The organism is Phenylobacterium sp. LjRoot225 (genome assembly GCF_964252855.1).
Classification (GTDB): domain Bacteria; phylum Pseudomonadota; class Alphaproteobacteria; order Caulobacterales; family Caulobacteraceae; genus Phenylobacterium.
The window spans coordinates 366,279-383,546 of sequence record NZ_CAXUPL020000001.1 but is presented as its reverse complement, the minus strand read 5'-3'; the positions used below and the strand labels follow the sequence as shown (position 1 = coordinate 383,546).

The 17,268-nt window shown below is 70.3% G+C and carries 14 protein-coding genes and 1 tRNA gene; 5 read left to right on the top strand and 10 right to left on the bottom strand.

Annotation, left to right across the window (positions count from 1 at the left end):
- Window positions 1–35 precede the first annotated feature (35 nt).
- Window positions 36–1,709 (bottom strand): electron transfer flavoprotein-ubiquinone oxidoreductase, encoded by a 1,674-nt coding sequence (locus tag ACSQ2B_RS01890; protein WP_436046842.1) that lies wholly within the window; start codon window positions 1,707–1,709, stop codon window positions 36–38.
- A gap of 138 nt (window positions 1,710–1,847) precedes the next feature.
- On the opposite strand from ACSQ2B_RS01890, the gene ACSQ2B_RS01885 reads away from it, so the two are divergent.
- Window positions 1,848–2,669: a uracil-DNA glycosylase gene (locus ACSQ2B_RS01885; protein WP_436046840.1), complete on the top strand. Its 822-nt coding sequence runs from the start codon at window positions 1,848–1,850 to the stop codon at window positions 2,667–2,669.
- Between the two features lie 125 nt (window positions 2,670–2,794).
- Window positions 2,795–4,384: a lytic transglycosylase domain-containing protein gene (locus tag ACSQ2B_RS01880; protein ID WP_436046838.1), complete on the top strand. Its 1,590-nt coding sequence runs from the start codon at window positions 2,795–2,797 to the stop codon at window positions 4,382–4,384.
- Here the strand turns inward: ACSQ2B_RS01880 and ACSQ2B_RS01875 are convergent.
- Window positions 4,319–4,756, bottom strand: a complete 438-nt coding sequence (locus ACSQ2B_RS01875) for a hypothetical protein (protein ID WP_436046836.1) — start codon at window positions 4,754–4,756, stop codon at window positions 4,319–4,321. The genes ACSQ2B_RS01880 and ACSQ2B_RS01875 overlap by 66 nt on opposite strands.
- Window positions 4,757–4,976: 220 nt before the next feature.
- Complete coding sequence (locus ACSQ2B_RS01870) at window positions 4,977–6,062, bottom strand: PA0069 family radical SAM protein (RefSeq protein WP_436046835.1); 1,086 nt, start codon at window positions 6,060–6,062, stop codon at window positions 4,977–4,979.
- Between the two features lie 136 nt (window positions 6,063–6,198).
- On the opposite strand from ACSQ2B_RS01870, the gene ACSQ2B_RS01865 reads away from it, so the two are divergent.
- Window positions 6,199–7,077, top strand: coding sequence for a hypothetical protein (locus tag ACSQ2B_RS01865; RefSeq protein ID WP_436046833.1), 879 nt, complete (start codon window positions 6,199–6,201; stop codon window positions 7,075–7,077).
- Window positions 7,078–7,164: 87 nt separating this feature from the next.
- On the opposite strand, the gene ACSQ2B_RS01860 is transcribed toward ACSQ2B_RS01865, so the two are convergent.
- Complete coding sequence (locus tag ACSQ2B_RS01860; RefSeq protein ID WP_436049550.1) at window positions 7,165–8,211, bottom strand: LLM class flavin-dependent oxidoreductase; 1,047 nt, start codon at window positions 8,209–8,211, stop codon at window positions 7,165–7,167.
- 48 nt (window positions 8,212–8,259) lie between these two features.
- Window positions 8,260–9,537, bottom strand: a complete 1,278-nt coding sequence (locus tag ACSQ2B_RS01855; RefSeq protein WP_436046832.1) for a class I SAM-dependent RNA methyltransferase — start codon at window positions 9,535–9,537, stop codon at window positions 8,260–8,262.
- Between the two features lie 173 nt (window positions 9,538–9,710).
- On the opposite strand from ACSQ2B_RS01855, the gene ACSQ2B_RS01850 reads away from it, so the two are divergent.
- Window positions 9,711–10,346 carry a glycine zipper 2TM domain-containing protein gene (locus ACSQ2B_RS01850; RefSeq protein ID WP_436046830.1) on the top strand — a complete coding sequence of 212 codons (636 nt, stop codon included), beginning with the start codon at window positions 9,711–9,713 and terminating at the stop codon, window positions 10,344–10,346.
- A 218-nt stretch (window positions 10,347–10,564) separates the two neighbouring features.
- On the opposite strand, the gene ACSQ2B_RS01845 is transcribed toward ACSQ2B_RS01850, so the two are convergent.
- The 5 genes from ACSQ2B_RS01845 to ACSQ2B_RS01825 form a co-directional block, all read right to left on the bottom strand.
- Window positions 10,565–11,296: a TlyA family RNA methyltransferase gene (locus ACSQ2B_RS01845; RefSeq protein ID WP_436046829.1), complete on the bottom strand. Its 732-nt coding sequence runs from the start codon at window positions 11,294–11,296 to the stop codon at window positions 10,565–10,567.
- Between the two features lie 78 nt (window positions 11,297–11,374).
- A complete protein-coding gene (locus ACSQ2B_RS01840; RefSeq protein ID WP_436046827.1) occupies window positions 11,375–14,041 on the bottom strand; it encodes a valine--tRNA ligase in 2,667 nt (888 codons plus the stop codon).
- A gap of 98 nt (window positions 14,042–14,139) precedes the next feature.
- Window positions 14,140–14,643 (bottom strand): DUF2497 domain-containing protein, encoded by a 504-nt coding sequence (locus ACSQ2B_RS01835; RefSeq protein WP_436046826.1) that lies wholly within the window; start codon window positions 14,641–14,643, stop codon window positions 14,140–14,142.
- A 182-nt stretch (window positions 14,644–14,825) separates the two neighbouring features.
- Window positions 14,826–16,409: a TolC family outer membrane protein gene (locus ACSQ2B_RS01830; protein WP_436046824.1), complete on the bottom strand. Its 1,584-nt coding sequence runs from the start codon at window positions 16,407–16,409 to the stop codon at window positions 14,826–14,828.
- Window positions 16,410–16,482: 73 nt separating this feature from the next.
- Window positions 16,483–17,052, bottom strand: a complete 570-nt coding sequence (locus ACSQ2B_RS01825; protein ID WP_436046822.1) for a protein-L-isoaspartate O-methyltransferase family protein — start codon at window positions 17,050–17,052, stop codon at window positions 16,483–16,485.
- Window positions 17,053–17,175: 123 nt separating this feature from the next.
- Here ACSQ2B_RS01825 and ACSQ2B_RS01820 point away from each other — a divergent pair.
- A tRNA-Cys gene (locus ACSQ2B_RS01820) sits at window positions 17,176–17,249 on the top strand.
- Window positions 17,250–17,268: the final 19 nt, after the last annotated feature.

Genomic DNA, 17,268 nt, shown 5'->3' with positions numbered 1-17,268 from the left:
GCAAGCGCGGCGGCCGGTCACAGGTTCGGACGGTGTCACATGTTCGGGTAGTTCGGGCCGTCGCCGCCCTGCGGCGTGGTCCAGTTGATGTTCTGCGACGGGTCCTTGATATCACAGGTCTTGCAGTGGACGCAGTTCTGGAAGTTGACCTGGAACCGCGGGTTCTGGCCGGCTTCGTCGTAGAGCACCTCGTAAACGCCCGCCGGACAGTAAAGCCGGGCCGGCTCTCCGTACTTCGGCAAATTGACCGAAATGGGGATGGTCAGGTCCTTCAGCTTCAGGTGCGCCGGCTGGTTCTCGTCGTGGTTGGTGTTCGACAGGAAGACGGACGACAGCTTGTCGAAGCTGAGCACGCCGTCAGGCTTCGGATAGACCAGCGGCTTGTAGTCCTTGGCCAGGCCCGTGGACGCCGCGTCGCTCTTTTCGTGGTGCAGGGTGCCGAAGACCGAGAAGCCGCCGGTCAGCTTGGTCACCCACATGTCGAACATGCCGACCGCCCCGCCGAGGAAGGTGCCCAAACGGCTGATCAGCGGCTTGGCGTTGCGCACCAGCTTCAGCTCCTTGCGGATCCAGGAGGTGTTGAAGGCGTATTCGTATTCCTTCAGCTCGTCGCCGGAGCGGCCCGCCTGGATGGCGGCGAAGGCGCTCTCGGCGGCCAGCATCCCGCTCTTCATGGCGTTGTGGCTGCCCTTGATGCGCGGCACGTTCACCAGGCCGGCGCTGTCGCCCAGCAGAACACCGCCGGGGAAGTAGAGCCGCGGGATCGACTGCAGCCCGCCTTCGGAGATGGCGCGCGCGCCGTAGGCGATGCGCTTGCCGCCTTGTAGGTGCGGGGCGACCTCCGGATGGTGCTTGAAGCGCTGGAACTCGTCGAAGGGCGAGAGCCAGGGGTTCTTGTAGTTCAGGTGCACGACGAAGCCGACGGACACGTAGTTGTCGCCGAAGTGGTAGAGGAAGCTGCCGCCGCCGGTCTTGTCATCGAGCGGCCAACCGGTCGTATGCTGGACAAGCCCCGGCTTGAAGACCGCGTCCGGCACCTGCCAGAGCTCCTTGATGCCGATGCCGAACTTCTCCGGGTCGCTCTTGTCGCCGAGCCCGAACTTCGACTTCAGCACCTTGGCCAGCGAGCCGCGCACGCCTTCGCCGATGAAGACGTACTTGCCGTGCAGCTCCATGCCCGGCTGGTAGTCGGCGCCAGGTTCGCCGTCCTTGTCGAGGCCGAACACCCCGGCCACCACGCCCTTCACGACGCCTTCGGGCGTCATGACCAGGTCCGACACCGACATGCCCGGGTAGATCTCGACGCCCAGGGCCTCGGCCTGCTGCGCCAGCCAGCGGCAGACGTTGCCCAGGCTGGCGATATAGTTGCCGTGGTTGTGCATCATGCCCGGCAGCAGGAACATCGGCAGCTTGGCTGCGCCCTGCGGGCCGAGCAGGTAGAACTTGTCCTCGGTGACCGCGGTCTCCAGCGGCGCGCCGAGCTCCTTCCAGTTCGGGATGAGCTCGTTGAGGGCGATCGGGTCGATCACCGCGCCGGACAGGATGTGCGCGCCGACTTCCGAGCCCTTTTCGAGCACGGCCACGGAGATCTCCGTCCCGGCCGCCTCAGCCAGCTGCTTCAGGCGGATCGACGCCGCCAGGCCCGAGGGACCCGCGCCGACGATGACGACGTCGTACTCCATGGATTCGCGTTCGACGCCTTCGCTCATGCCCCGTAGCTCCCTTGCAGCATTTCCGGCGCCACGCCTTTTCACTGCATGCCGTTGATCAATCGCGGGTCTTATCGGAATGTCACCTAGCGGCGGTCAAGCACGAACCCCGGCCGTATGCGGATTTCCAGGTCCCTGATGAACCCAAGCCAGACTGCGCAGTCCACCGCCGCGATCGAAAGCCTGCTCGCCTTCTGGGCGGACGGGGGCGTCGACGCCATGCTGCTCGACGTCGCCGTAGACCGTATCGAGGCCGGAAAGTTTGTTCCCCCGCCGCCGCCGGCTCGCCTGCCCGCCGTCGCGCCAACGCCGATCCGGCCCGGCCAGCCGGACGTCGGGGTCGCGCTCGCCAAGGCCCAGGCCGCCGCCGCGGCCGCCCAGGACCTCGCCCAGCTGGCCGAGGCGATCTCGGCCTTCGACGGCTGCTCGCTGCGCTTCGAAGGCGCCGCGCGCCAGGCGGTCTTCTATCGCGGCCGGCCGGACGCCCCGCTGGTGGTGGTCGGCGAAGGCCCCGGCGCCGAGGAAGACGCCCAGGGCCTGCCCTTCGTCGGCCGCGCCGGCCAGCTGCTCGACCGGATGCTGGCGGCCGCCGGACTGACCGACCAGGTCTTCATCACCAACACCGTCTTCTGGCGTCCGCCCGGCAACCGCACGCCGACGCCGGCCGAGCAGCTTATTTGCCAACCGTTCGTCGAACGGGCGATCGCCCTGGTGAAGCCGAAGATGTTGCTGCTGGTCGGCGGGGCCTCGGCCAAGTCGATGCTCAAGAAGGAAGAAGGCATCCTCTCCCTGCGCGGCCGCTGGTTCGAGTGGCGCTCCACGACAGGGGAGATGGAGCTGCCGGCCATGCCGACCCTGCATCCCGCCTTCCTGCTGCGCCAGCCTGCGGCGAAGAAGCGCGCCTGGAGCGACCTGCTTACCTTGGCTGAAAGGCTTGATCGCCCGGAGCGGCCCGCCTAGCCTCCGGACCAGCGAGGGGCGCGCTGCGATTCGGGGGACTTAAGGTCCGTATGAGGCTTGCGACGCGTCTTAGGCTCGCGACACGTCATGGGTTCGCGACAGCGGCGCTCGTCTGCGCCCTGGGCATGACCCAGGCCGCGGTCGCCGCCCCGGCCCTCCAGCCGCTTTCCACCGCCGACGCCGCCCGTTACGCCGCCGCCTTCGCCGCCTGCGCGCGCGGCGACTTCATCGACGCCCAGATGCAGGCGGTGGAGATCCAGGACCGCTCCCTGGTCGGCTACCTGGCCTACGACCAGCTGATGCACCCGACGGCGCACAAGGCGAGCTTCGACGAGCTGACCGGGTGGCTGGGAAAATTCCGCGACCTGCCGCTGGCCAACCGCATCTTCGGCCTGGCGGTCCGCCGCAAGCCCGCCGACGCCGTCGATCCTCCCATTCCCTCGGTGGCCGGGCCCGTGGCAGCCGGCCTCGGGCCCGAGACGCGCGGCGTCGCGGCCGCGCCCCTCTCCGACCGGGCCCGCCGGGCGCGGGCGGCCTTCTACGCCGGCGATCTCAAGCGAGCGACGACGCTCGCCTCCGCCGCCGGCGACCGTTGGATCGTCGGCCTCTCCGCCTACCGCCGGCAGTCCTACGACCAGGCGCTCACCGCCTTCCGCAGCCTGTCGCGCGACGAGGGCCAGGACGCCTGGGTGCGCTCCGCCGCCGCCTTCTGGAGCGCTCGCGCCGCCGGCGCCCTCGGCCAGACCGCCGACGCCGTGGACGAGCTGCGGCTCGCCGCCGCCGCGCCGCAGACCTTCTACGGCATGATCGCCGCGCGCCAGCTGCGCGCCCAGCGGGTCGCCGACCGCGAGGCCGGCGGTCCGGCCCGGCTGATGCTGGCCAGTTTCGTCCCGGCCTCCGGCGACGGGGCCGCAAGCTTCGTCGTCAGCGACCCCCGGGCGCACCGCGCCGCGGCCCTGGCCCAGATCGGCCGCCTGTCCGCCGCGGCCGAGGAGCTTCGGGCCGGCCTCACTCTCGCCCGCAGCGCCGCCGAGCGGGAGCGCTGGATCGCGCTCGCGCTCGCCATCGGCGCGCCGCTGACCGCCGCCGCCCCGGCGCTGGCCGCCGCGGCGGAGGACTATCCGACGCCGCTGCTGCAGCCGAAGGACGGCTTCACGGTCGACAAGGCCCTGGTCTACGCCATCGTCCGCCAGGAGAGCCGCTTCAACCCCGAGGCCGTCTCCGGCCGGGGCGCGGTCGGGCTGATGCAGCTCATGCCGGAGGCCGCCGCCCACGCCGCCGGCGACGACAAGCTGAAGGCCGACATGCGGCCGCTGTTCGACCCGGCCTTCAACCTGCGCGTCGGCCAGGACTATGTGACCTGGCTGATGGACCGGGCCGTGGGCTACGACCTGCTGCGCATCGTCGCCGCCTACAACGGCGGCGCCGGCATGGTGCAGCGGACGGCGCAGATGCTCGGCCCCGAGGCCGCCGACCCGTTCCTGCTGCTGGAGGCGCTGCCGCCGGCGGAGACCCGCGCCTACGTCCAGAAGGTGCTGGCCGGCTACTGGACCTACAAGACCATGTTCGGCGAGGAGACGCCGAGCCTCGACGCCCTGGCCGGCGGCGCGCAGGCCGCGGACGCCCGGCTCGACCTGACCGAGCCGGCCCTAACCAATACGAACGGCGCGGCGACCCAGCTTTCGGGCCAGCTCCTGCAGCCCGCCTTGCGCTGAGGCCGCCTTGGCGCGGCCGACCACCACGCCCTGAGCCACCGGACGCAGGAAGCCGTCGCTCGGCCCCTGGAGCCGCGCCTCGCCGCGGCCGTCGCGCAGGTGATCGCCGAGCCGTTCCACCCAGCCGTCCTTCAGCCGCAGCTCCGGCGGCACGATCATCAGCCAGTCGCTGCGGGCGTGCGCCACCGCCTGACCGAAGTCGTCCGCCAGCTTGGCGCCGGTTTCCTCGCACAGGGCGTCCAGCAGGCCAGGGTCGTCGCCGGCCAGCAGGGTGACGTCGCGCACCAGCCCCTCGACCGCGGCCCCGGTCAACGCCGCCAGCAGGCCCGCGAGCCGGGCCGGGTTTCCGCGCGTGACGATCACCGAGAGCATGGAGCTGATAGAGCCGGTTCGCGGGCTGACGGCAAGGTGGTCGAGAGGGCGGAGACGCCGCAACGCCCCCTCAGTCGCTACGCGACAGCTCCCGCGCTGCGCGGTAGAGCATCTACAACCCAGATCCTCCACCGCAACGCGGGGGAGGTGTCGGCGAAGCCGACGGAGGGGGCGTTCGGCGCATCAGTGACCACGCTCCCGCAAAGCCTTCGCCCCGACCTCAGAACAGCGACATCTGGCTCCCCGGCGCCGGCGGGACCGCGAACTGGCTGAGGTCCAGCGGCGGCAAGCGGCCTTCGAGGCCGAAGCGCTTCCGGGCCAGGGCGAAACGCTGGCGCATGGCGTCGGCCACCGGCCCTTCCCCGGTCATCCGCCTGCCCCACTCGGACTGGTAGGCCGCGCCGCCGCGCATCTGCCGCACGAGCGACATCACTCGTTTCGCCCGGTCCGGATGGTCGGTCTCCAGCCACTCCTCGAACAGGTCCTTGATCTCCAGCGGCAGGCGCAGGGCCACATAGCCGGCGCCGATCGCGCCGGCCTCGGCCGAGCGCTGCAGCACCGCCTCCATCTCGTGGTCGTTGAGCGAGGGAATGGCGGGGGCGAACATGACGACGGTCGGTACCCCCGCCTCGGTCAGCCGCCGCACGACCTCGAGCCGGCGTTCGGGCGTCGCCGCCCGGGGCTCCATGCTGCGCGCGAGCTTGCGGTCGAGGCTGGTGATCGACACGGCCGCGCGCGCCAGCCCTGCCCGCCCCATCTCGCCCAGCACGTCGAGGTCGCGCAGGATCAGGGTCGACTTGGTGATGATCGAGAAGGGATGGCGGAACCGCTGGAGGGTCTCGATCACCTCCCGGGTGACGCCCAGCCGCTTCTCGTCCGGCTGATAGGGATCGGTGTCGCCGCCGATATGGATGACGCCGGGCTTGTAGCTGGTCTTCGACAACTCGGCCGCCAGCAGCTTGCCAGCTTCGGGCTTGAAGAACAGCCGGCTCTCGAAATCCAGCCCCGGCGACAGGCCGAGAAAGGCGTGGGCGGGCCGCGCGTAGCAGTAGATGCAGCCGTGACTGCAGCCCCGGTAGGGATTGATCGAGCGGTCGAAGCCGACGTCGGGGCTGGTGTTGCGCGCAATGATGGTTCGCGACTTCATCGGCTGGACCGTGGTGGCGATCTGCCCCGGCTCCTCGTCCTCCTCCCGGACCCAGCCGTCGTCGAAGGCTTCGCGCGCCTGGGATTCGAAGCGGCCGGAACGGTTGGAGCGCGCGCCGCGGCCGCGCGGGACAGGCCCTGATCTGGCGGGTGACGACATCGGCGGACTATGGCTCGCCCACGAGAACATTACAAGAACATGCGGCATCGGGCCGCCGCGTCCCCGCGAGCTCCCACTTAAGCCGTCGCTAAGGGTTGTTCGTCACACTGGAAACAATAAGCAAGAGAGGAACCCCATGGACAGCCTTGGCGAGGTTTTCCCGATCCTGAAGACGGCCAACCGGGCCGAGCGCGCCATTCTGCGCGGCGATCGCGCCATGGCCTATCGCCAGAACCGCGAAGCGCGCGTGGCCCATATCGAGCTGAAGGACGGGCTGGCGATCACCGTGCCGGAACTCGAGCGGCTCACCACCTGCCATCGAATTCAATACCGCCGGCTGGACTGGCGGGCGATCGCCGCGCGGCCCCTGGCGGCGACGCCGGTGCGCGCCCATGAGGACCTGGCGGCCTTCCAGCAAGCCTGCACGGCGGTGGCGATCCACAACACCGAGGTGCTGACCGCACGAAAGCTGCTCGACGGCGACGCCATCGCCACCCGCGAGGTGATCGTGCTCAACACCCGGCTCGCGGAATTGCGCGACGGCATGAACAGCCTGGGCATTGCGGTGCCCGAGGAAGACCGGCTGGTGGCCGTCGTCGACGCGATCGAAGAGGGCGATGTGCCCTATGAGCGGATCACCGACGGCGATCTGCGCACCGCGCGGCGCGAGCCGATCCCGCTGGCCGAGCGTCGGCAAATTCATCTGGCCGCGCTCTGCGCCGCCGCGCTGCGGGTCGGCGCCGAGCTCGTCGGCGTGCTGCCGGAAGAAGCGATCGAGGTCGTCGTCCACGTCGAAATGCTCAGCGACGACAGGACGGAGTCCCTGCCTAGGCCGGTCCTGCAGCTCCTGATGACCACCGAGGCGCTCAAGGATCTCGACTGGAAAGCCGGCGACGCCATCACGCTCGCCACCTCGCTGGGCGCGCGGATGGACTGGTCGATCGAGAGAGGCTTCGCGCCGATCTCCATCGCCCCCCTATCGAGCCTCGGCCGGCCGCTGGCGAAGTCGGCTTAGGTAAAAACCCCGTCATTCCGGACGGCCTGCAACCGATCCGGGACCCAGGGCGGCGCCACGACCCTGGGTCCCGGCTCTACGCGTAGTTTATCCTCGGGCCGGCCTACGGCCGGACCCCGGGGCTTCGGCCGGAATGACGACTGGATTTGATTCCGCCTGGGCCAGTCCGTCGCGGACCTCCGCCAGGATCTCGTAGGAGCGCACCCGCGCGGCGTGGTCCCAGATCTGCGAGGTGACGATGACCTCGTCGGGCTGGTGCCGGGCGATGAAGGCTTCCAGCCCCTGGCGCACGGTCTGCGGCGAGCCGACCACGGCGCTGGCCAGGGGACCGTCGCGCATCGGCTCAGCCTCGGCCACGCGGTCCGCCGGCGGCGGCAGGCGGCCGGGAAGGCCGCTGCGCAGGTTCTGGAAGGCCTGTTCGATCGAACTGAACAGTCGTTTTGCCTCCGCGTCGGTCTCCGCCGCCACCAGGTTCAGGCCCAGCATCACATAGGGACTGGCGAGACGCTCAGACGGTTTGAACTGGGCGCGATAGAGGGCGATCGCCTCCTCCATCTGCGCCGGGGCGAAGTGGGAGGCGAAGCCGTAGGGCAGGCCCAGCATGGCGGCGAGCTGGGCGCCGAACAGGCTCGAACCCAGGATCCAGACCGGGACGCGGGCGCTCTCCCCCGGCACGGCCTGCACCGACTGACCCGGCCGGGACGGCTGCAGGTAGTGCATCAGCTCGACCACGTCCTGCGGGAAGCGGTCGACGTCGCCGACCAGGGTGCGCCGCAGCGCCCGGGCGGTCATCTGGTCGGTTCCTGGAGCCCGCCCCACGCCAAGGTCGATCCGCCCCGGAAAGAGCGCCTCCAGCGTGCCGAACTGCTCGGCGATCACCAGGGGCGCGTGGTTGGGCAGCATGATCCCGCCGGAGCCGACCCGAAGCGTCGAGGTCGCCGCCGCGACCTGGCCGATCACCACCGCGGTCGCCGCACTGGCGATCCCCGGCATGTTGTGATGCTCGGCCAGCCAGTAGCGCTGGTAACCCAGCCGCTCGGCGTGACGGGCGAGGTCGAGGGTGTTGCGCAGCGCCTGGCCCACATCGGAGCCTTCGGGGACGGGCGCGAGATCGAGGACGGAAAGCGGGATCATCCAGCCCATATGGGGATCCGCTCAGACTTGGCCATGCCGCGCACGGGCTCAGCGCTGGAACACCGCCGCCAGCTCGATATGCGACGACCAGAGGAACTGGTCGACCGGCAGCAGTCGCTCAAGCCGGAAGCCCGCGTCGACCAGTTTGCGCGCGTCGCGCACGAAGGTCGCCGGGTTGCAGGAGACGGCGATCACCCGCGAGACCTTCGACCGGGCGAGCTCGGCGGTCTGCTCGGCCGCCCCGGCGCGCGGCGGGTCGAAGACGGCGACGTCCACCTTCTTCAGCTCTTCGGCCAGGACCGGCCGGCGGGTCAGGTCGCGGGCTTCGGGGGTGACGCCCTTGAGGCCCGGCGCGGTCGACATCGCCCCGGCGAGCGCCTGGATGGCGTCGGCGGCGAAGTCGACGGCGTAGACCGGCGCCACCTCGGCCAGACGGAAGGTGAAGGTGCCCACGCCGCAGTAGAGGTCGGCGATGCGCGCAGCGCCGGCTGCCGCCTCGGTGACGAAGGCCGTCAGCGCCGCCTCGGCGCCGGCGGTGGCCTGCAGGAAGGCGCCCGGCGGCAGCCGCACCATGGCCGCCCCCAGACGAACCTGCGGGACCCGCGCGCCGTAGGCGGTCTCGCCGTCCAGGGTGACGCGGGCGAAGTCCGCCGCCGCCGCGCGTTCGGCCAGCTGCATGCGCGCGTCGGCGGAGAGGCCGCCGCTCTTGCGCTCCACCCCGGTGATGTCGATGTCGAGCCCGTTCTCGGTCAGGGTGACGTGCAGGGTCGGGGCGGATTTCGGATGTTCGAACAGCGGGGCGGCCAACCGCTTCAAGGCGGGGATCGCCGCCTGGATGCGCGGATCGGAGATCGTGCAGACGTTGATGTCGACCAGGTCCCACGCGTTGCGGATCTTGTAGCCGAGCCGGGCTGCGTCGCGGGTCCCCCGCCGGGCGTGCAGGGCGACCCGCCGCCGGGTTCCGGGCGCCGCGGCGTAGGCCGGCAGGAAGTCGATCTCCAGCCGCTCTCTGGCGAGCGTCCCGTGCAACCTTTCCAGCTTCCACGCCAGATAGGGCTCGAGCGCCCAGTGCTGCAGGGTGCAGCCGCCGCAGATCCCGAAGTGCGGACAGGGCGGCTCAACCCGGTCCGGGCTCTCCTCCAGCACCTCGACGAGGTCGCGCTGGCCGCCGTCACCCGCCGCCAGCACCCGCTCGCCCGGGAGGGTGAAGGGCACGAAGACCGGCCCGGCGGCGACGCCGTCGCCGTCGCCGCCCACCTGGTCGATGACCAGCTCGACGGGCGGACCTTGCGGCTTCGGTCTGGGCGCGGGACGCGGACGGCGCATGCGGGGGGTATCCGTTTAAGATCTGAGGCGCGGCGGAAGACCCTGACGCCCGAAAGCCGCCGCGAAATGAACGAAGATGAACGGCTTGATCAACGGACGTTCAGCTAGGTCGGCCGATAGTCCAGGTGTCGACGCCGGCCTCGTGGCCGTCGACATACGTCAGAGGGGATACGATGTCCAAACCGTCCACCATCGCTCGGAGCGCGCTGGCCGCCGTCGCCGGCGTCATGGCGCTGAGCGCCCTGGCCGCGCCGCAGATGGCCGCGGCCCAGCCCTACGGCTATTCAGGCCAAGGGGGCTACGGCGACTCCTACTACGATCCCTGCCGTCGCTCCCAGTCCAACCGCAGCGTGGTCGGCGGCCTGCTGGGCGCCGGCATCGGGGCGACCGTGGGCTCGCAGATGGCCGCGCGCGGCCACCGCACCGACGGTTCGGTCCTGGGCGGGGCGTTGGGCGCCGTCGCCGGCGCCGTGGTCGGCAACAAGACCGCCGCCTGCGACTCCAGCTCGCAATATTACGGCTCCCAATCCTATGGCTCGCAGTACCGGGCGCCGCCCCCGCCTCCCCCGCCGCCGGAGGCCTACTACGACCGTGGCTATGCGCCGGCCCAGTACGGCAGCCGCCATGACGACGACGATCGCTGGGCCTACGGCCGTGGCGGCGAACGCTTCCGCATCGCCGAGCGCGAGGTCGGCGCGGACGGCTGCACCCTGGCCGAAAGCCCGATCTATCTGCCGGATGGCCGCGTCCAGAAGCGCTTCGTGCGCGTCTGCCAGGACTCGTCGGGGCGCTACCAGGTCGTCGACTAAGCGCCCGACGCCGCCTTCGAGCATCAACTGGCCGCCCGTCTCCCCGCGGGCGGCCTTTTCTTGTGGATCCTCCCCCTCCGGCAGAGGGGTCGCCTATGCCGCGAACGCCCCCTCCGTCGGCTTTCCCCCGCTACGCAGTGGAGGATCTGGGCCGAAGATGCTCCACCGCTTGCGGGGGAGCTGTCAGCGAAGCTGACTGAGGGGGCGTTCGGCGCAAGCTAAGCCTTCCGCGCCCAGAGCAGGAATTCGCGGTTGCCGTCGCCGCCTTCGATGGGACTCTCGGCGGCGGCCTGCACCGCCCATCCCGTCGCGCCCAGGAAGCTGGTGACGCCCTCGAGCGCCTCGACGCGCGCGGTCTCGTCCTTCACCAGGCCGCCCTTCCCCACCCGTTCGGGCCCAACCTCGAACTGCGGCTTCACCAGGGCGACCAGGTCGGCCTCGTCGGCCGCCAGCGCCAGGGCCGGCGGCAGGGCCTTCTCCAGGCTGATGAAGCTGACGTCGCTGACCACCAGCTGCGGCGGCTCGGGGATCAGCTCGGGGGTCAGCGCGCGGACGTCGGTCGCCTCCAGGCTGACCACCCGCGGATCGGCGGCGAGCCTGGGGTGCAGCTGGCCGCGGCCGACATCCACGGCGTAGACCTTGGCCGCCTCGCGGGCGAGACAGACCTCGGTGAAGCCGCCGGTGCAGGCGCCAACGTCGAGCACGACGCGCCCCTGCACCTCGACCGGCCAGGCGTCCAGGGCGTGGGCCAGCTTCAACGCGCCGCGGCCGACCCAGGGATGGGCCGGGGCCGCGACGATCTCGGCGTCGCGCTTGAGGGTCTCGGACGGCTTGGCGACCAGCCGGCCGTCCGCCGTCACCCCGCCGGCCTCGATCGCCGCGCGCGCCTTGGCCCGGCTCTCGAAGAAGCCGCGCTCCACCAGGAGGACGTCGGCGCGCTTGCGGGGCATGGGGGCTCCGGAGCCAATCCTGACAATTCTGACGCCATCATCACCCTTCTCCCCTTGTGGGAGAAGGTGCGCTTGAATCTACCCGGCGCCGCCCAGCCGCGCGAGCGCGGCTTCGAGCTTGGCTTTCGCGGCCTGGGCCTCGGCGAGGCGTTCGCGGTTCTCCTCGACCACCTCTTCCGGCGCCCGGGCGACGAAGTCGGGGTTGCCGAGCTTCTTGGCCAGCTTGTCGGCTTCCGAGGCGAGGCTTGCGACCTCTTTCGAGAGCCGCGCGCGCTCCGCGGCGAGGTCGATGAACTCGGCGACCGGCAGGGCCAGGGTCGCGCCGGCGACCACATAGGGGATGGCCCCTTCCGGAACCGCGCTCTCGAAGCGCACCTCGGCCACCCGCAGCAGCTGGGCGATCAGCGGCGCGTTCGCCTCCAGCACCTGGCGCTGGGCGTCCGAGGCCTCGACCACCAACAGCGGCGGGCGCGCCGACGGCGGCACGTTCAGCTCCTGGCGCACCGACCGGCCTTCGGAGATGGCGTCGATGATCAGGCCGATCTCCGCGTCTGCGGCGGCGTCGATCAGGCGGTCCGGCAGCTCCGGCCAGCGGGCGGTCATCAGGAAGCCGTCGTGGGCCCGCGCCGCGCCCAGGTCGGCGGTCTGCGCCCACAGCTCCTCGGTCAGATAGGGCATGACCGGGTGCAGCAGCTTGAGGATGACGTCCAGCACCCAGGCGGCGGTCGCCCGGGTCTCGTCGCGGGCGGCCTCGTCGCTCCCGTTGAGGATCGGCTTGGCCAGTTCGACGTACCAGTCGCAGTAGACGTTCCAGATGAAGCGGTAGAGGCTGCCCGCCGCCTCGTCGAAGCCGCAGTCGGCCAGGGAGGCCGTGACGGCTTGCGCCGTCCGCGCCGTCTCGCCGACGATCCAGCGGTTCAGGGTGACCTGCACCTTCGCCGGATCGAAGCCTTCCGCCCGTGCGCAGCCGTTCATCTGGGTGAAGCGGGTGGCGTTCCACAGCTTGGTGCCGAAGTTGCGGTAGCCCTCGATTCGCGGCTTGGAGAGCTTGATGTCGCGCGCCGCCCCGGACATGGCGGTCAGGGTGAAGCGCAGGGCGTCGGCCCCGAACTCGTCCACCAGCTCCAGGGGGTCCATGACGTTGCCCTTGGACTTGGACATCTTCGCCCCGGAGGCGTCGCGCACCAGGGCGTTGATGAAGACCCGCTTGAACGGGACCTCGTCCATGAAGTGGATGCCCTGCATCATCATCCGGGCGACCCAGAAGAAGATGATGTCGAAGCCGGTGATCAGGGTGTGGGTCGGATAGAAGCGCGCGACGTCCGCGGTCTTCTCCGGCCAGCCCAGGGTCGAGAACGGCCAGAGCGCCGAGGAGAACCAGGTATCGAGGACGTCCTCGTCCTGGCGCAGCGGTTCGTCGCGGCCGTAGTGCTCGCGGGCTTTCGCCTTGGCCTCGTCCTCGGTCTCCTCGACGAAGACTGCGCCGTCGGGTCCGAACCAGGCCGGGATGCGGTGGCCCCACCAGAGCTGGCGCGAGATCGTCCAGGGCTGGATGTTCCGCATCCACTCGAAGTAGGTCTTCTCCCAGTGCTTGGGGACGAAGACGGTGTCGCCTTCCTCCACCGCCTTGATGGCGGGCTGGGCGAGCACCTCGGCGTTCACGAACCATTGGTCGGTGAGATAGGGCTCGACGACGACGCCGGAGCGGTCGCCGTGCGGCACGGTGTGGCGGGTCTTTTCGATCCCGCGCAGCAGGTCCTGGGCCTCGAACGCCTCGACGACCTTCTTGCGAGCGACGAACCGGTCGAGGCCGCGATAGGCTTCCGGAACCTCGTCATTGAGGCGCCCGAAGTCGTCCAGGATGTTGATCATCGGCAGGCCGTGCCGCTTGCCGACCTGGAAGTCGTTGAAGTCGTGGGCCGGGGTGATCTTCACCGCGCCGGAGCCCTTTTCAGGATCCGCGTACTCGTCGGCGACGATCGGGATCAGCCGGTCGACGATCGGCAGGCGCACCTGTTTGCCGATCAGGTCCTTGTAGCGCTCGTCATCCGGGTGAACCGCGACGGCGGTGTCGCCCAGCATGGTCTCGGGCCGCGTGGTAGCCACCACGATCTCGCCGGAGCCATCTTCGAGCGGATAGGCGAAGTGCCAGAAGTGGCCCTCCATCTCCCGCTGCTCGACCTCGAGGTCGGAGATGGCGGTCTGGAAGTGCGGGTCCCAGTTCACCAGCCGCTTGTCGCGGTAGATCAGCCCTTCCTTGTGGAGCTGCACGAACACCCGGCGGACGGCGTCCGAGAGGCCCTCGTCCAGGGTGAAGCGCTCGCGGCTCCAGTCGCAGGAGGCGCCCAGCCGCCGCAGCTGGTTGACGATCTGCCCGCCAGACTCGGCCTTCCACTCCCAGACCTTGGCGACGAAGGCTTCGCGGCCCATCTCGCGGCGGCCGACGTTCCCCTCCTGGGCGAGTTTGCGCTCCACCACCATCTGGGTGGCGATGCCCGCATGGTCGGTGCCCGGCAGCCACAGCGCCGCCTTGCCGCGCATCCGCTCGAAGCGGATCAGCACGTCCTGCAGGGTGTTGTTCAGCGCATGGCCGATATGCAGCGAACCGGTGACGTTCGGCGGCGGAATGACGATCGAGAACGGCTCGGCGGCCGGATCGTCGATCGGCGCGAACGCGCCCGAAGCTTCCCACGCGGCGTAGAGGCGCGGCTCGGCGGTCTTGGGGTCGAAGGTTTTTTCAAGCATGGCGAGGTGAGCGGTCCTTACCTTCCCGCTCGGTCGCGCGAAAGCCTGTAACTGTCGATGGGTCGGGAGCGTGGCTCGCGCCTAACGCCCCCTCCCCCCTACCCGCCGCGGGCGATCCGGGAGACCTCGGCGTCGACGGCGCGCTGGACGATGCCCGGCAGGTTTTCGTCGAGCCAGTTCTGCATCAGCGGCCGCAGCAGCTCGCGCACCACGTCCTCCAGCGTCCGGCCGGCCGCCGGCATCAGCATCTTGCCGCTGAGCTGGCCAAAGGCGGCGGCCGCGGCGGCGGCGGCCGGAGCGCTGACCAGGGCGCCCATGACGGCGGCGTCGAGGGTTTCAGCAGGCTCGGGCGCGACGCTCGGTGAATAGACGTCCAGGTCGCCGTGGCTCTCGACCTTCTCGGTCAGCTCCAGCTCATCCTCGTCATCGAAGCTCGAGGCGGCGGCCACCGGCTCCTCCTCCTCGGGAATCGGCAGCTCCTCCGGGACGCTCTCGGCGACCGGCGGCTCTTCCGGCGGCGGCGGCGCGGGCGCGCTCTCGGCCGCCTCCGGCGTGTCGTCCTCGGAGATGATTCGCCGAATGGAGGCGAGAATCTCCTCCATCGTCGGTTCTTGCGAAGAGTCGGACATGAGAGCTGACCGCCGAGTCGATAAGAGAATCCCTATGCGCAGCCTAGGCGGACGGCGGCCATCCTGCAATTTCCACCATGGCGAAGATTACGCCTGACGCGCGAACGCGACGTTTGGTCCGGAAACGGACCGTCGGGGCCCTGGCGACTGCAGGCCTAGTTATACAGGCCTAGCGGAGCCCGCTTGACCGTCGGCGGCTTGGCTTTCGACGGCTGGGCGTCCGCAGGCTGCGCCGGCGCGGCCGCGCCGGGCAGGCCAGGCGCGATCGCCGGTTCGCGGGCGAGATCATGGCTGCGCGGAATCGTCGGGAAGGCCAGGGCGCCGTCGAGCGCGCTGATCGGCTCCTCCCACGGCGTCCATCCCCAGGTGATTCGCAGCTTCCGGAAGTTCGAGCGCGGATCATACTGCGGCTCGCGCGGGATCAGGTTGCGCGCTTCCAGCCGCCCCATGGCGGTCAGGACGGCGGCGGCGGCGGTGTATTCGTCGTGGCGCGCGCTCACCTGGCTGAGCTGCGCGGCGCGAAGCTCCTGCTCGGCGTTCAGCACGTCGAGCGTCGAGCGCAGGCCGACCTGCTCTTCCTGGTGGGTGCCCTCGGCGGCGATCTTGGCGGCGCGCACCTGCTCGTCGGTCGAGACGATGTTGGAGCGGGCGGCGAGCAGCTGGTTCCAGGCCTGGGTGATGGTCTGCAGCACACCGCGCCGCTGAGTCTCAACCGTGATCCGGTCGACGTTGTTGCGCTCGATGGCCTGGCGGATGCGCGAGGTGGTGAGCCCGCCGTTGAACAGCGGAACGGTCACGCCGACGGCGGCGGTGGCGTCACGTCGATAGAGTCCCCGGTCAAAGTTGTCGATCGGGCCTTCGCTGTAGAGGCCGCTCGCCTGGAGGGTCACGTTCGGCATCCGCTCCGCGCGCGCGCCGGCGATCCGGGCCCGGCTGGCCTGCTCGGCGAACAGCTGGGCCCGAAGCAACGGGCTGTTCTGCTCGGCGATGTTGAAGGCGTCGTCGACGTTGCCCGGCATCAGGTAGGCGAGCGAGGGCTCGGGCGCGAGGTCGCCGGGATTGCGGCCGACGAGGGTCGCATAGTTCGACCGGCTGATGGCGAGCTGGGCCTGGGCGCTCTGCAGCAGGGATTGCGAGGCGGCGAGCCGGGCCTGGGACAGGGCGACGTCGGTGCGGGTGATCTCGCCGACGTCGAAGCGCGCCTGGGATTCCTCCAGCTGGGCCTGCAGGACCTTCACGTTCTCCTGCCGGATCAGCAGGCTCTCCTGGTCGCGCCGGACGTCGACATAGGCCTGGATGACCGCCTGCATGACCTGGCTTTCCAGGCGGCGCAGGTTCTCGCGGCCCTGCAGCACATCGGCGTTGGCCGCGGTCACCGCCGCGGCCGTACGGCCGCCGGTCCAGATCGGCTGTCGGAAGGTGAGCTGAAGGGCGCCGCTATTGCCGCGCTCGATCTCGCTCTGGCCGAACGAAAGCGCGCGCGGCGGGGTCCGCCGTTCCTGGTAGGTGGCGCTCGCGTCCAGGGTCAGCGTCGGGCGCCAGCCGGACCGCGCCTGGGCGTAAGTCTCGTCGGTCACCCGCTGGCTGGCGCGCTGGGACTGCAGGTTGGGATTGTTCTGGTAGGCCTCGGCGATGGCGTCATAGAGGGTCTCGGCCGCCGCCGGCGCGACATGGGCCGTCGCGAGCCCAAGGCCCAGGCTGGCGGCCAGCAACCGGTGGTGGCGAAGGCTCTGCGGCATGAACACTTATCCCGAAGCGACTGGAGCGCGTCGAGCCAAGCTTAATAGCCCGGCGCGCGCGTTCACATCACCCCTATAAGGCGAATCCGTGGTGAGTCGCGAAGCCGGCGTTGACCGGCGGGAAGGCGTCGAAGAGGTCGCGGCGGCCCAGGCCGTCTTCCGCGCACACATAGAGCACCGCCTGGCCGACGGCGCCGTCGCGCTCGACCACGCCGAGGCGGCCGCCCAGAGCCAGGCCCGCGAGCCAGGCCGCCGGCGCCCGGCCGACCGCGCCCTCGACCACGATCAGGTCATAGGCGCCCGGGGTCACTTGCGAGAGATCGTCGCCGTCGAGGCGCTCGACCGTGACGCCAAGGGTCTCGATCACCGCCGCGGCGTAGGGCGCGCCGATCGCCAGGCAGCGCTCGCCCGGCATGGGCTTCAGCGCCTGCAGCAGCTTGGAAACGTCGCGCGGCTTCAGCAGCCAACGCCCCGGCGCGTATTCCACCTCCATGTCGGCATAGGCCAGGTAGGCCTTTCCAGGCGGCATGAAGCTCTCGCGCGGGATCGCCCGCATGGCGTCCTGGATGCGCACGTCCGTCACATCCTGGGTGCGCACCTGACTTTCCACCATGTTCAGGCGGGCGGCGGAGAGGTCAGCCATCGAGTCCTCTGGGTTGCGTGTCGCCGGCTTATAGGTCCGCGGCGCAGCCTTAGGCAATCAGCCGCTGCGCGAAGAGGTGATTGCCCCGCAGCGATCGTTCTGTTAGCCATCGCGCCCTCCGGCGGCCTGATGGCGGAGTGGTGACGTAGCGGACTGCAAATCCGTGCACCCGGGTTCGATTCCCGGTCAGGCCTCCAAATCCCCTTCAAGCCCGAA

Coding starts and splice junctions, on each gene's coding strand:
- ACSQ2B_RS01825 (WP_436046822.1), bottom strand. CDS start 17,052: ATGGCTGACCTCTCCGCCGCCCGCCTGAACATGGTGGAAAGTCAGGTG.
- ACSQ2B_RS01850 (WP_436046830.1), top strand. CDS start 9,711: ATGTCCAAACCGTCCACCATCGCTCGGAGCGCGCTGGCCGCCGTCGCC.
- ACSQ2B_RS01870 (WP_436046835.1), bottom strand. CDS start 6,062: ATGTCGTCACCCGCCAGATCAGGGCCTGTCCCGCGCGGCCGCGGCGCG.
- ACSQ2B_RS01880 (WP_436046838.1), top strand. CDS start 2,795: ATGACCCAGGCCGCGGTCGCCGCCCCGGCCCTCCAGCCGCTTTCCACC.
- ACSQ2B_RS01875 (WP_436046836.1), bottom strand. CDS start 4,756: ATGCTCTCGGTGATCGTCACGCGCGGAAACCCGGCCCGGCTCGCGGGC.
- ACSQ2B_RS01885 (WP_436046840.1), top strand. CDS start 1,848: ATGAACCCAAGCCAGACTGCGCAGTCCACCGCCGCGATCGAAAGCCTG.
- ACSQ2B_RS01835 (WP_436046826.1), bottom strand. CDS start 14,643: ATGGAGGAGATTCTCGCCTCCATTCGGCGAATCATCTCCGAGGACGAC.
- ACSQ2B_RS01830 (WP_436046824.1), bottom strand. CDS start 16,409: ATGCCGCAGAGCCTTCGCCACCACCGGTTGCTGGCCGCCAGCCTGGGC.
- ACSQ2B_RS01860 (WP_436049550.1), bottom strand. CDS start 8,211: ATGATCCCGCTTTCCGTCCTCGATCTCGCGCCCGTCCCCGAAGGCTCC.
- ACSQ2B_RS01865 (WP_436046833.1), top strand. CDS start 6,199: ATGGACAGCCTTGGCGAGGTTTTCCCGATCCTGAAGACGGCCAACCGG.
- ACSQ2B_RS01855 (WP_436046832.1), bottom strand. CDS start 9,537: ATGCGCCGTCCGCGTCCCGCGCCCAGACCGAAGCCGCAAGGTCCGCCC.
- ACSQ2B_RS01845 (WP_436046829.1), bottom strand. CDS start 11,296: ATGCCCCGCAAGCGCGCCGACGTCCTCCTGGTGGAGCGCGGCTTCTTC.
- ACSQ2B_RS01840 (WP_436046827.1), bottom strand. CDS start 14,041: ATGCTTGAAAAAACCTTCGACCCCAAGACCGCCGAGCCGCGCCTCTAC.
- ACSQ2B_RS01890 (WP_436046842.1), bottom strand. CDS start 1,709: ATGAGCGAAGGCGTCGAACGCGAATCCATGGAGTACGACGTCGTCATC.